Origin of the sequence: Roseiarcus sp., from assembly GCF_049514155.1 — a bacterium.
Taxonomy (GTDB): domain Bacteria; phylum Pseudomonadota; class Alphaproteobacteria; order Rhizobiales; family Beijerinckiaceae; genus Roseiarcus.
Genome location: NZ_JBEKVH010000120.1, coordinates 1 through 12,494, shown reverse-complemented (window position 1 = coordinate 12,494; position 12,494 = coordinate 1). Strand labels below are relative to the sequence as shown.

At 67.5% G+C, this 12,494-nt stretch carries 13 protein-coding genes and 1 pseudogene; 9 read left to right on the top strand and 5 right to left on the bottom strand.

Translation table 11 applies throughout. The features are described from left to right. Both ABSF49_RS15725 and ABSF49_RS15720 read right to left on the bottom strand, forming a co-directional pair. A pseudogene (locus tag ABSF49_RS15725) lies at window positions 1–77 on the bottom strand (transcriptional repressor LexA); the annotation flags it as partial. Window positions 78–247: 170 nt separating this feature from the next. Further along, window positions 248–796: a hypothetical protein gene (locus ABSF49_RS15720; protein WP_424113595.1), complete on the bottom strand. Its 549-nt coding sequence runs from the start codon at window positions 794–796 to the stop codon at window positions 248–250. A 252-nt stretch (window positions 797–1,048) separates the two neighbouring features. Here ABSF49_RS15720 and ABSF49_RS15715 point away from each other — a divergent pair, with 252 nt between their 5' ends. Continuing rightward, window positions 1,049–1,681, top strand: coding sequence for an SAM-dependent methyltransferase (locus tag ABSF49_RS15715; RefSeq protein ID WP_424113594.1), 633 nt, complete (start codon window positions 1,049–1,051; stop codon window positions 1,679–1,681). On the opposite strand, the gene xth is transcribed toward ABSF49_RS15715, so the two are convergent. Both xth and ABSF49_RS15705 read right to left on the bottom strand, forming a co-directional pair. Further along, window positions 1,678–2,460 carry an exodeoxyribonuclease III gene (gene xth, locus ABSF49_RS15710; RefSeq protein WP_424113596.1) on the bottom strand — a complete coding sequence of 261 codons (783 nt, stop codon included), beginning with the start codon at window positions 2,458–2,460 and terminating at the stop codon, window positions 1,678–1,680. The genes ABSF49_RS15715 and xth overlap by 4 nt on opposite strands. An 87-nt stretch (window positions 2,461–2,547) precedes the next feature. Continuing rightward, window positions 2,548–3,414, bottom strand: a complete 867-nt coding sequence (locus tag ABSF49_RS15705; RefSeq protein ID WP_424113593.1) for a lysophospholipid acyltransferase family protein — start codon at window positions 3,412–3,414, stop codon at window positions 2,548–2,550. Between the two features lie 159 nt (window positions 3,415–3,573). Here ABSF49_RS15705 and ABSF49_RS15700 point away from each other — a divergent pair, with 159 nt between their 5' ends. Continuing rightward, on the top strand, window positions 3,574–4,938 hold the full coding sequence (locus ABSF49_RS15700; protein WP_424113592.1) for a TrpB-like pyridoxal phosphate-dependent enzyme: 1,365 nt from the start codon (window positions 3,574–3,576) through the stop codon (window positions 4,936–4,938). 147 nt (window positions 4,939–5,085) lie between these two features. On the opposite strand, the gene ABSF49_RS15695 is transcribed toward ABSF49_RS15700, so the two are convergent. After that, window positions 5,086–6,699 carry a methyl-accepting chemotaxis protein gene (locus ABSF49_RS15695; RefSeq protein ID WP_424113591.1) on the bottom strand — a complete coding sequence of 538 codons (1,614 nt, stop codon included), beginning with the start codon at window positions 6,697–6,699 and terminating at the stop codon, window positions 5,086–5,088. A 217-nt stretch (window positions 6,700–6,916) separates the two neighbouring features. Between ABSF49_RS15695 and ABSF49_RS15690 the strand changes: the two genes are divergently transcribed. The 7 genes from ABSF49_RS15690 to ABSF49_RS15660 all read left to right on the top strand — a co-directional run. Next, window positions 6,917–7,600 carry a Crp/Fnr family transcriptional regulator gene (locus tag ABSF49_RS15690; protein WP_424113590.1) on the top strand — a complete coding sequence of 228 codons (684 nt, stop codon included), beginning with the start codon at window positions 6,917–6,919 and terminating at the stop codon, window positions 7,598–7,600. Window positions 7,601–7,700: 100 nt separating this feature from the next. Further along, window positions 7,701–8,333 (top strand): peptidylprolyl isomerase, encoded by a 633-nt coding sequence (locus tag ABSF49_RS15685; protein WP_424113589.1) that lies wholly within the window; start codon window positions 7,701–7,703, stop codon window positions 8,331–8,333. A 33-nt stretch (window positions 8,334–8,366) separates the two neighbouring features. Next, window positions 8,367–8,822, top strand: a complete 456-nt coding sequence (locus ABSF49_RS15680) for a peptidylprolyl isomerase (protein WP_424113588.1) — start codon at window positions 8,367–8,369, stop codon at window positions 8,820–8,822. 126 nt (window positions 8,823–8,948) lie between these two features. Beyond that, entirely contained in the window at window positions 8,949–10,310 is a 1,362-nt protein-coding gene (locus tag ABSF49_RS15675) for an AAA family ATPase (RefSeq protein WP_424113587.1), read from the top strand. After that, entirely contained in the window at window positions 10,307–11,020 is a 714-nt protein-coding gene (locus ABSF49_RS15670; RefSeq protein WP_424113586.1) for a retron system putative HNH endonuclease, read from the top strand. The genes ABSF49_RS15675 and ABSF49_RS15670 overlap by 4 nt, the downstream gene beginning before the upstream one ends. A 3-nt stretch (window positions 11,021–11,023) precedes the next feature. Next, the gene (gene queA, locus ABSF49_RS15665; RefSeq protein WP_424113585.1) at window positions 11,024–12,106 is read left to right on the top strand and encodes a tRNA preQ1(34) S-adenosylmethionine ribosyltransferase-isomerase QueA; all 1,083 of its coding nucleotides are present in this window, start codon (window positions 11,024–11,026) and stop codon (window positions 12,104–12,106) included. Window positions 12,107–12,228: 122 nt separating this feature from the next. Further along, window positions 12,229–12,494, top strand: a 266-nt coding sequence (locus ABSF49_RS15660) for a tRNA-guanine transglycosylase (RefSeq protein ID WP_424113584.1), incomplete at its 3' end; no start/stop codon positions are given.

Genomic DNA, 12,494 nt, shown 5'->3' with positions numbered 1-12,494 from the left:
AAGGAGGGCGGAACCCCCTCGGCCAGCAGACGCTCGTGAATGAAGCGCAGCAGCTCGCTTTGCTTTCTGGTCAGCATGGCAGGCTCCCCAACCGCCCGGCGCGAATCGCCCCCTCGCCGTCGGCGGGGCCGAGAATCGCGTTTGGGCGTAAACAAATCACGAACGATGCGTATCTGTTCGCGCTGTGTTCCGTCAAGAGGGTGGGGCGGATCAACCTCCCGTTTGGCTGGGAGCGAGGCGGTTTCCGTCAGCGCAGGCGGCAGTCGGCGGTCGGGCGCCAGTTCTCGAGGTCGCCGGCGAAGGCCAGCGCGAACGCGCGTTGCGCCGCGATCGGGCCGGAAAGATCGTCGCCGAAGGCGGTGTGGGCGAGCGTCGCGCCGCTCCGCTTGGCGAGCGCCGGGGCGGCGGCGATAGCCGCTTCGGCGGGGTCGTAGAGGCGGAACGAAGCGCCGTCGGCGGCGACCGCGGCGAGATAGAGATCTTCGCCCGGCCCCTCGGCATGGGCGACGGCGGCGAGATAGACGCCGTCGGCGACGCGATGCAGCGTGGCCGGCTCGGCCGAAGAATTGTCGGGGGCGACAAAGACATATTGTGTCCGTCGGTCGCTCTGCAGGCGGATAAGGCGGCCGCGCTCGGCCTTCGCCGCCCCGCGCTCCTGGATGGTTAGGCAGGCGTAATCGCCCGGCCGCGCCGCGACGGAATCGCCGTCGCCGAGCGGAAAAGGTTGGTCCTGGGTGGAAAGGCAGCCGGCAAGCGCCAGGGCCAAGAGGGAAACAACGAGCGCGCGCTGAGTCATGGCGGTCAGGCCTTACGGGCCGGCCGCCGCCTCGATGGAGACAGAGGGCGCCGCCGGCGCGCCCATTGTTGGCTCGGCGAGGCAAAAGCGCGAGACAAATCCGAAGTCGGAGACGCGAAAGGCGCCGCATTCGACGGCGGTTGCTCGAGTCACGCTTGAGTTTGCATTCGTCAGGCGCACAATCGCCGCCAAACCAGCGATGATCGGATGCGCCGGCGCAGAACGCGGCCGCGCGAGGGGAGAGTGGGTTCGATGAACGAAACGGCGTCGGAACGGGCGGCGATGTGGGACGCGCGCTACGAGCCCGCGCCATACGCCTATGGCGAGGCCGCCAACGCCTTTCTCGTCGCGCAGGCGCCGCGCCTCGAGCGCGGCATGCGGGCGCTCGTTCCCGGCGACGGCGAGGGGCGCAACGGCGTGTGGCTTGCCGAGCAGGGGCTTGTCGTCGACACGCTCGACCTCTCCGCCCAAGGCGTCGCCAAGGCGCGCCGGCTCGCGGCGGTGCGCGGCGTCAGCCTCAACGCGGCGCAAGCCGACGCGCTCGCCTGGGCCTGGCCGCGCGAGGCCTACGACGTCGTCGCGCTGATCTATCTCCACCTCGCCGCCGACGAACGTCGCTTCATTCACGGCCGCGCGCTCGCGGCGCTGAGGCCCGGCGGGTTGCTGATCCTCGAGGCGTTCCGCCCGGAGCAGCTCGCCGCGCACGCGGCGGGCGCGCGCGGCGGTCCGCGCGAGGCGCGACTGCTTTACACCGTCGCCGACCTTGCCGCCGACTTCGCCGGGCAGGAGATCGTCGAGCTCGCCGAAGCGAGCGCCGTGCTCGACGAAGGGGCGCTGCATGTCGGCGCGAGCGCGGTCGTTCGCGCGGTGGTGCGAAAGGTCTAGGCGTCGCGCAACGTGACCCTGACCGGGACGTGGTCGGAGGCCTTTTCGCGGCCGCGCATGTCCTTGTCGACGACGGCCGTCTCGAGCGTGTCGGCGGCTTGCGGGGACAAGAGGAAGTGGTCGATGCGGATGCCGGCGTTGCGCTGCCAGGCGCCGGCCTGGTAGTCCCAGAAGGTGTAGAGGCCCTTCTCGTCGCTGGTCGCGCGCAGCGCGTCGGCAAAGCCGAGCGAGAGAAGCTCGCGGAACTTGGCGCGCGTCTCGGGCAGGAACAACGCGTCCTTCGTCCAGTCCTCCGGGCGCGCAGCGTCTCGCGGCTCGGGAATGACGTTGAAGTCGCCGGCCAGCGCCAGAGGCTCCTCATAGGCGAGCAAGCCGCGCGCGTGGCGGATCAGCCGATCCATGAAGGCGAGCTTGTAGGCATATTTCTCGCCCGGCGCCGGATTGCCGTTGGGCAGATAGATGCAGGCGAGCCTCAGCACGCCGCGCGCGGCGGGGATCACCGCCTCGATGTAGCGCGCCTGCGGGTCATCCGGATCGCCTGGCAGCCCGCGCTGCGCTTCGAACGGCCGCTTGGCGAGGATTGCGACGCCGTTGAAGCCCTTCTGCCCATGGACGGCGACATTATAGCCGAGGTCCTCGATCTCGGCGCGCGGGAACGCCTCGTCGACGCACTTGGTCTCCTGCAGGCACAATGCGTCGGGCGCCTGCTCCTTGAGATAGTCGAGGAGATGGGGCAGCCGCTGGCGGACCGAGTTGACGTTCCAGGTGGCGACGATCAGGGCGGGGGACTCCGCAGGCAGTGGGCAATAGCAATAGGCAGCAGGAAGCGCTCTTCGCCCACTGCCTACCGCCTATCGCCTTCTTCCTCAATCCCAGCGCCGGTGCGCCCACATCCATTGTTCCGGATTGTCACGGATGAACTGCTCGAAACGCGCCTGCACCGCGGCGGTCGTCGCCAGCACGTCGGCGTCGCGGTCGTCGCTGCGCTGCGCCTCGACCTTCTCGATGCGCATGGCGAAATGCGCGCCCTTGGTGCGCACGACGGCGGCCGCGTAGATCGGGATGCCGGCGGTGCGGGCGATAAGGGCGGGAAAGGGGTTCGACCAGGCCGGGCGACCGAAGAACGGCACTTCGATCCCGCGCCCTTCGCGCAGGTCGGCGACGAAGGCGGGGTAGCCGCCGGCGCGCGCAAGTTTCAGCAACGCCCGCGACGTCGCCGGCGACTTGTCGAACAGGCCGCCGGGATAGAGCGGCCGGCGGCGCTCGTAGAGCCAGCGGTCGACCAGCGGGTTGGTGAGCTTCTGGTAGACGCCGGCGAGCGGCAGGCCGAAACGCAGGCCCGCCTGCGAAGCGAGTTCCCAGTTGCCGAGATGCAGCGTGCAGACGACGAACGGCCCGCCCGCGACGATCGCCTCGAACTTTTCGAACGGTTCGAGCACGACGCGCTGCTCGGTCAGGATCTGCTGGATGTGGAAGAACTCGGCGAAGGTGCGGCCGAGGTTGTCCCACATCGCCAAGGCGATGCGTCGGCGCTCGGCCTCGGAGGCCTCCGGCAGCGCCAGCGCCAGATTGTCGAGCGCGCGCTTCTGGCGCCCGAGCCGGGGCGCGATGCGCCGCCACAGGAACCCCGAAACCGCCGACGCCCAGTCGAGCGGCAGGGCGGTCGCGACCGCGGCCAGCGCGCAGAACGCGACGTATTCGAGACGATGGCGCAATTGCGCGAGACGACCCATGGGTCCGGCGTTCCTTTCGACCCATGGCTGGGCCGGGCGGCTATGCTCGGCGGCGGCGGGCGCGTCAAGGGCGCCCCAAGCGACATTTTGCCTTGCCGCCCGGCTGGGGAAACATGATAGTCGTGGCCGATCTGCGTAAGTCGAGTGGGAGGTTGGGGGATGAGCGACCAGGTTAAGTATCAATTGGGCGAGGATCGGATCCCTCGCGTTTGGTACAACATCGCCGCCGACCTGCCGCCGGCGCCGCCGGTCCTTCATCCCGGCACAGGCAAACCGATCGGCCCCGACGACCTTGCGCCGCTGTTCCCGATGGCGCTGATCGGCCAGGAAGTCAGCACCGAGCGCGAGATCGAGATCCCCGATCCGGTGCGCGAGATCTATCGCATGTGGCGGCCGACGCCGCTCTATCGCGCGCGCGGGCTGGAGAAGGCGCTCGGCACCACCGCGCGCATCTTTTACAAATACGAAGGCGTCAGCCCGGCCGGCAGCCACAAGCCCAACACCGCGGTGGCGCAGGCCTTCTACAACAAGCAGGAGGGGGTGAAGAGGCTCACCACCGAGACCGGCGCCGGCCAATGGGGCTCCTCGCTCGCTTTCGCCGGCGGCCTGTTCGGCCTCGAGGTCAAGGTCTACATGGTCAGGGTCTCCTTCGATCAGAAGCCCTATCGGCGGGCGCTGATGGAGACTTACGGGGCGACCTGCATCGCCAGCCCGAGCAACGAGACCAACTCCGGCCGCGCCATCCTCGCCGCCAGCCCGAATTCGCCCGGCAGTCTCGGCATCGCCATCTCCGAGGCGGTCGAGGTCGCCGCTCAGAGCGCCGACACCAAATATTCGCTCGGCAGCGTGCTCAATCACGTGCTGTTGCACCAGACGGTGATCGGCCAGGAGGCGATCGAGCAGATGGAGGCGGCCGACGCCTATCCCGACGTGGTGATCGGCTGCGCCGGCGGCGGTTCGAATTTCGGCGGCATCGCCTTCCCGTTCCTCGGCAAGAAGCTGCGCGACAAGCGCGACGTGAGGCTCATCGCCGTCGAGCCGTCGGCCTGTCCGTCGCTGACGCGCGGCCGCTACGCTTTCGATTTCGGCGACACCGGCCACCTGACGCCGCTGATGAAGATGCACACGCTCGGCTCGACCTTCATCCCGCCCGGCTTCCACGCCGGCGGCCTGCGCTACCACGGCATGTCGGCGCTGGTCAGCCATTGCAAGGAACTCGGGCTGATCGAGGCGCGCGCCTATCACCAGAACCCGTGCTTCGAGGCCGGCGTGATGTTCGCGCGCACTGAAGGAATCGTGCCGGCGCCGGAATCGAACCATGCGGTCAGGGCGGCGATCGACGAGGCGCTGAAGGCGCGCGAGGAAGGCAAGTCGCCGACGATCCTGTTCAATCTGTCGGGCCACGGCCATTTCGACATGCAGGCCTACCTCGACTACTTCTCGGGCAAGCTGCTCGACAAGGACTACGACGCGGCCGCCCTCGAAGCCTCGCTCGCCCTTCTGCCGAAAGTGGCGGCGGAGTAGGCGGTCGAGAGCGCAAGCCGACGGGCGTACGGCGCGTGCGGAGCCGCTCGATGAGACGCCCTCGCGCCGGCGAAGGCGTCCGAAGGGCGCTCTCGCGGGCGCAAGTGTTGCTGCGCTCCGATGCGTCCCTAGGGAGCGCCTCGCGGCTTAGAATTCAGACCACTCGGCGCTCGCCGCCGCGACGCCGTGGCCGCGCCCTTGAGCCGCCGCACGGACACGGGGGCGTCGGGGCTGTGCGGGTTCAACGGCCGAAGGCGCGGCGCGCGGCGCCGGGCGGGGCAGCGGTTCTCCGCCGCCGGGCGGAACCTTGAACCGCCCGACGAGGCGCGCCAGTTGCTCGCTTTCGGACGCCAGCGACTGGCTGGCGGCGCTCGCCTGTTGCGACATCGCGGCGTTCTGTTGCGTCGCCTGGTCCATGTGATTGACCGCCGCGGCGACCTGCTGAAGGCTGGTCGCCTGCTCCTCGGCGCTGGAACTCATCGTCGCGACGACGGCGTTGATCTCCGACACCTTCGCTTCGATCCGCTCGAGCGCCGCGCCGGTCTCGCCCACCAGGTTGACGCCTTCTTCGACCTGCGCGGTCGAAGTCGAAATCAGCGCCTTGATCTCCTTGGCCGCCTCGGCCGAACGTTGCGCCAGCGCGCGAACTTCGGAAGCGACCACGGCGAAACCGCGGCCGGCGTCGCCGGCGCGAGCCGCCTCGACGCCCGCATTGAGCGCCAGAAGGTTGGTCTGGAAGGCGATCTCGTCGATGACGCCGATGATCTGGCTGATCTGCTGCGACGACTTCTCGATCTTGCTCATCGCTTCGACTGCGCGGCGCACGATTCCCGCTCCGAGATCCGCGTCGTCGTGCGTGGCGGCGACGACCGTTCGAGCGCGCTTGGCGCCCTCCGCATTCTTGCCGACGGCGGTCGTGACCTGGCCGAGCGCCGCGGCGGTCTCTTCGAGGCTCGAGGCCTGCTGTTCGGTGCGCCGCGCGAGGTCGTTCGACGCCGCGGTGATTTCCTGCGCGCTCGAATGGACCGCCTCCGCCGCCGACTTGACGGCGCCGAACGCTTCGCCGAGGCGTGCGATCGCGCCGTCGAAATCGGCCTTCAGCTTGCCATAGGCCGCGGGCAGGTCGTCCTGCATACGGCAGGTGAGGTCGTTGTCGGCGAGCCGCGCCAGCCCCGCGCCGATCGAGCTCGCGACGCGCGCGCGCTCTTCGGCTTTGGCCTCTTCCGCGGCCTTGACGCGCGCCGCCTCCGCCGCCTCGACATAGACCGAAATGGCGAAGTCCATGTCGAGCAGCGCGGCTTTGACCAGCGCGCCGATCGCCGAGCCCGCCGCTTCGGCCGCCTTGCGCCCGCCGTTGAAGAGCCCGCTCGGCCACAGCTCGCCGACAGCCGCCTTGACCAGACGATCGACGACCACGGCGTAGCCGGCGATGTACCAGGCGGGCTCGAGGCCGACTCGCGCGTGGGCGAGGCCGATCGCACGCACGCCGGCGGCGTAGCGGTCGTCGAACCGCGCCGAGCCGATCGCGTCCCAATGTTTGAGCTGAGCCGACTTCGCCGCCGCCATGTGGGCGTCGTCGCGGAAGAAGGCGTTGAGCTTCGGGGTCGCGCGGACCTTGTCGTAGAAGGCGTCGAGCGCAGCCGGCATCTCGCGTTCGACGACCGGTTTGAGGCTCAAAATCCCGGCGCAGGCGGCCGGATCAAGCGACATGAACTGCGTGAGCTCTTCGAGGCCGGCGATTGCAGTCGCTGTCTTTTCCATTGTCCGCCCGCCTTTCGATGCGCCAAGCGTCGCCGGCGGCGCCGACCGCATCGGGTCGACGTCGGAGGTTCAGCCAGTTGGCGCCAATTCGCCCCTCTATGTGCGAGTCCGTACATACAGATGCTTTCTGTATGGTTAAGCGGACCCCGCAATCGGCGCGACGATGGGCCGCGGTCAAATTTCCGCTATGATAGGAAAAAAGCTTGAGGGCCGCGCCGTGCCCGAAGAAGCGCAAATTCGAAATCGCATTCTCCTCTCGTTACGCCGGGAGGCGCGGGCGTTCCTGGCGCCGCGGCTGACGACGCGCCCGCTGACGGCGGGTGAGATTCTCTTTCGCGACGGCGAGCCTCGGACTCACGCGGTCTTTCCCCATGAAGGCGTCGTCGCGATCGTCGCGCGCATGGCCGACGGGCGGCGCGCCGAGATGGCGGACGTCGGTTTCGAGGGTTTCGTCGGCTTCGGGCTGCTCGACAACCGCGAAGCGGCGGTCGGCGCGACGATGGTCGAGGTTCCTGGTCTCGCCGCGTTCCTCGCCGCCGCCGATCTGATCGCCGCGCGCGAACAATTTGAATGCGTGCGGGAAGCGATGTTGCATTACGCGACGACGTTGATCGGTCAGCTGATGGTCTCGGCGGCGTGCAACAGCCTGCACGGCGCCGAGCAACGGATCGCGCGCCGGCTCTTGGAGACGCGCGATCGGATGGTCGGCGAGACCTTCGCGCTCACCCAGCAGACTCTCGCCGAGGCGCTGAGCTTGCGCCGCGCTACTGTCGGCGCGACGTGCGCGCGGCTGCAGCGCGAAGGGGCGATCCGCTATTCGCGCGGGGCGTTGACGATTCTCCGCCAGGAACGGCTCGAAGCGGTCGCCTGCGAATGTCGTCGCCGCGTCCGCGAGGCCTGATCGTCGGCTGCGCCGTCAGGCCGCCGCGCAACCTTGCCTTGTCGGACGCGCGTGCTATCAAGCCGCGCCGCGGCGAGGGCGCCGCTTCCACGAGGACCGCATGTTGTTCATCAACCGTCGCGCTTTTCTCGCCGTTTCCCTCGCTGCGCTCGCCGCGCCGGCCTTCGCCGACGACGACAAGGACAACACGCTGATCCTCGCCACCAAGCACGGCAAGGTGGTCATCCGGCTGCGGCCCGATCTCGCGCCGAAACACGTCGCCCAAATCAAGACGCTGGTGAAGCGCAAGTTCTACGACGGCATCGTCTTCCACCGCGTCATCCCCGGCTTCATGGCCCAGACCGGCGACCCGACCGGCACCGGCTCGGGCGGTTCCGACCTGCCCGACATTCCCGCCGAGTTCACCCCGACTCCGTTCAAGCGCGGCACGGTCGGCATGGCGCGCTCGAGCGATCCGAACTCGGCCAACTCCCAGTTCTTCATCTGCCTCGGCGACGCCGGCTTCCTCGACAACAAGTATACGGTGTTCGGCGAAGTGGTCTCCGGCATGGACGTGGTCGACCAGATCAAGGCGGGCGCGGCGGACAACAACGGCGCGGTCGACAATCCCGACAAGATCGTCACGCTGCGTTTGGCCTCGGACGCCAAGGCGGACGCGAAAGCGAAGCCGAAGCCGAAGGCGACCGACGCGCCGGCGGCCGAGCCGACGGACGCCCCGACCAGCCAAGACTGACGGCTCTTCCCTCAAGCGCACAGGAGCGCCAATTTGACCACCCCTGGAAACACGCTCACGCTGGAAACCACCAAAGGACCGGTGGCGATCGAAATGCGTCCCGACCTCGCGCCCGGCCATGTCGCCCATATCAAGCGGCTGGTCGGCGAGGGCTTCTACGACGGCGTCGTCTTCCATCGCGTGATCGACGGCTTCATGGCGCAGACCGGCTGCCCGCATGGAACTGGAACCGGCGGCTCAAGCTATCCCGACCTCAAGGCCGAGTTCAACGATGCGCCGCATGTGCGCGGCGTCGTCTCGATGGCGCGCGCCGCGAGTCCGGATTCGGCCAATTCGCAATTCTTCATCTGCTTCGACGACGCGCGCTTCCTCGACCGCAAATACACGGTCTGGGGACGCGTCGTCTCCGGCATGGACAACGTCGACAAGATCAAGCGCGGCGAGCCGGTGCGCGATCCCGACAAGATCGTCAAAGCGACGCTGAGCTGAGCGGGTTCGCGCAAACCGGGTTTGCTGGTAAAAGGGAATCAAAGCCTGGGCGGCGGCGCTGTCCAGGCATTGTGGCGTTCGGGCCGAGGGTGCGGCCCGCACAAGAGGCATGAGAGGACGGGCGACTTGTCTAGCGACCGCTTCTTCGTCAAAACCCTTACGCTCGAAAACTTCCGTTGCTTCGAGAAAGCCGAACTCGGGCCGTTCGATCCGCATTTCAATTTGCTGGTCGGCACGAATGGAACGGGCAAGTCGAGCGTGCTGCTGGCGCTGGCGAATTTGTTGAGGGAAGTGGCGAATTCGCCGGCAGGAATCGCTAAGGGGCCTCTGGTTGGCGATCTCGATGTCAGGGTGGACCAACGGGACACAGCCAATAAGCTCGAACACAAAGCGACTCGGAGCCGTGGCAAGATTTCCTCGTCGCTTGAGTGGGGCGCGGAGTCCTTCGTCTTTTCTGAGCGCTTTGGCGATGAGCGAGGAAACGTAAAGTCGGAGCTTCTGAGACCTTTCCACGAACAAACATCGGGCGCACCAGTTGGTCTCTCTTGGCCGGATACTGAGCGCGCCTATCCTTTGATTGTGAGGTTCACAACAAACAGGCATTTTCAGCGTCGAATGAGCATCGGCGACGACGTTCCGGAGCCCCGACCAGATAGTCGTTGGGATGCCTTTCGAGATTGGCCAAATGCAGGCGCCGACTGCGACGTTCTCCAGAGGTGGATGCGTTCTCAAACGCTGATCGCTCTGCAAGACCGGGCGCTGGATCATAACTTGATATTAGATGGGAACGGCGGGGGCCTAAACTCGGGTGGGCGGCCAACGCCTCATCTTCAAATTGTGCAGAGTGCGGTGCAGAGAGCGGTCGAAGGCGCCAGCAGCATCGAATACGTCGAACGGCGCAAGGATATTGTCGTCGCCTTCGAAGGCGGTCGCACTCTCGACTTTTCCAATATGAGCGATGGGCAGCGAGCGTTGGTGGGCATGGTGGCGGAAATCGCCAGGCGCGCTTGTCTCCTGAATTCGTCTTACCTTGGAGAGCGCGTGCTGGAGGAAACTACGGGTCTCGTCCTCATCGACGAACTCGATCTTCATCTCCACCCGCGCTGGCAACGGCGGGTGATCGGCGATCTCAAGCGCATCTTTCCGAAGATCCAGTTCTTCGCGACGACCCATTCGCCGCAGGTCATCAGCGAAGCGCGGCCGGAGGAGATCGTTCTGCTGACGCCGGAGGGGCAAAAGCGCCCGCCGCAGAGCTACGGCATGGACTCCAACTGGGTCTTGGAATGCGTGATGGAGGCCGAGGGACGCGACCCAACGGTCGCAAAGGAAATTGCGCACCTCTATGACGAAATCGAAGACGGCAAGTTCGAGGAGGCGCGCGCCAGAATCGCTAAGCTTCGCAAGGAGATTGGCGGGTTTGGCGATGTCGAGGCAGCCGAATCGTACATGTGGCGGGTCGAACATGAGGGCGACGAGGCCGCTGAGTGAGATTCATCCGCAAAGGCAACGAGCCGAAGGCCTTGCGCGATTGGAAGAGCGCCAACCGAGGCCTTCCCGACGCGCTGGATTTCGGTGCGATACCTAGCGCAGTCAAGACGATCTTGCGCAGCAAGATGCGGCGCGAACAGGGCTTTCTCTGCGCCTACACGATGGCGCAGGTCGACGGCTCCGAGGGATCGCACATCGAGCACATACAGCCGCAAAGGAATCACCAGGACAGGGCGACCGATTATCAAAACATGGTCTTGTGCATTCCCGAGACTGGGCCCTGCGATTTCGGCGCCATCGCCAAGGGCAACGAAGATGTCGACGAGACGAATTTTGTGTCGCCTCTGAACGAAAGCTGCCAGCGACGTCTCCGCTATCGCTTTTCCGGCAAGGTCGCACCTGCCGAGGAATACGACGAGCCCGCGGCGCGAACAATCGCCCTCTTGGCGCTCAACCCCCCGATCCTCGTCAGCGCGCGTCGGGATGCGATCCGCGCCCAAGGAATTCTCGCGAGCCGCGGGCCACAAGGGCGACCGCTCCGGGGCGCAATCTCTGCGGCCAAAGCCCTTCGCCTCCGCGAGGAGGTGTTGGCGCCCGACGAGTCAGGCCGTCTTCCACCCTACTGTGTGGCGGTCAGTCAAGCAGCGGCGACCTATGCGCGAGAGCGAGAACTGCGGGCGCGACGGCTGGTCGCGAGAGCGCCGAGATAGCCGGTGCGCGTCGATCTGTTCGACTTCGATCTGCCGCCCGAGCGCATCGCGCTGAAGCCGGCGAGCCCGCGCGACGCGGCGCGGATGCTGGTCGTCGCGCCGGACGGCGGGCTCGACGACGCGCGTGTGTTCGATCTTCCGCGGCTGCTGAAGCCGGGCGACGCGCTGGTCGTCAACGACACGCGCGTCATCGCCGCGCGGCTCGACGGAATTCGCGTGCGCGGCGCCGCCGTCGCCGCCATCGAAGCGACGCTGATCAAGCGGCTCGACGCCAGCCGCTGGCGGGCGCTGGTCAAACCGGCGAAGAAGCTGAAAGTCGGCGAACGCATCCGTTTCGGCGAGAGGCGCGAGAGCACGGCCTGCCTGCTAGGGACGCTCGACGCCGAGGTGGAGGCGAAAGGCGAGGACGGCGAGGTCACTCTGGCCTTCGCCTTTCACGGCGCGGCGCTTGACGAGGCGATCGACATCGTCGGCGCGCCGCCGCTGCCGCCCTATATCGCCGCGCGCAGACGGATCGCGCCGTCCGATCGCGCCGACTACCAGACGATCTTCGCGCACGAGGAGGGGGCGGTCGCCGCGCCCACCGCCGGGCTGCATTTCACCCCGGAGCTGATCGCGCGCGTCGAAGCGGCCGGCGCTCGGGTTTTTCGCCTGACGCTGCATGTCGGCGCCGGGACGTTTCTGCCGGTGAAGGCCGGCGACACCGCCGGCCACGCCATGCACGCGGAATGGGGTCGGCTCGACGCGGCGACCGCCGCGGCGCTCAACGCGACGCGCGCGCGCGGCGGCCGCGTCGTCGCCGTCGGCACGACCTCGGCGCGGCTGCTCGAAAGCGCCGCCGGCGAGGACGGCATGCTTCGCGCCTTCGAAGGCGAGACGGCGATCTTCATTACCCCCGGCTATCGCTTCCGCGCCGTCGACGCGCTGCTGACCAATTTCCATCTGCCGCGCTCGACCCTGTTCATGCTGGTCTCCGCCTTCAGCGGCCTCGAGACGATGAAGCGCGCCTACGCCCACGCGATCGCCGAGGGCTATCGCTTCTATTCCTACGGCGACGCCTGCCTGCTGCTCGGCCCCGAGGGCTGATTTGCCTCGCGCCGTCGGCCGTGCTTAGAGCGCGGCGCGGGCGGGCGCGGAGGCCCGCACCACTGGCGCTGCCCCGCAGTGGCGCGGGCCTCCGCGCCCGCGTTTCATCTCTCCTGCCGATCATGACCGACGCTTTCGCTTTCTCCGTTCACGCCGTCGACGGCGCCGCGCGCCTTGGCGCGATCTCGACGCCGCGTGGCGAAATCCGCACGCCCGCCTTCATGCCGGTCGGCACAGCGGCGACGGTCAAGGCGATGTATCCGGGCGAAGTGCGCGCGCTGGGCGCCGACGTCGTGCTCGCCAACACCTATCATTTGATGCTGGCGCCGGGCGCCGAACGGGTCGCCGCGCTCGGCGGCCTGCACAGGTTCATGAACTGGCCGCATCC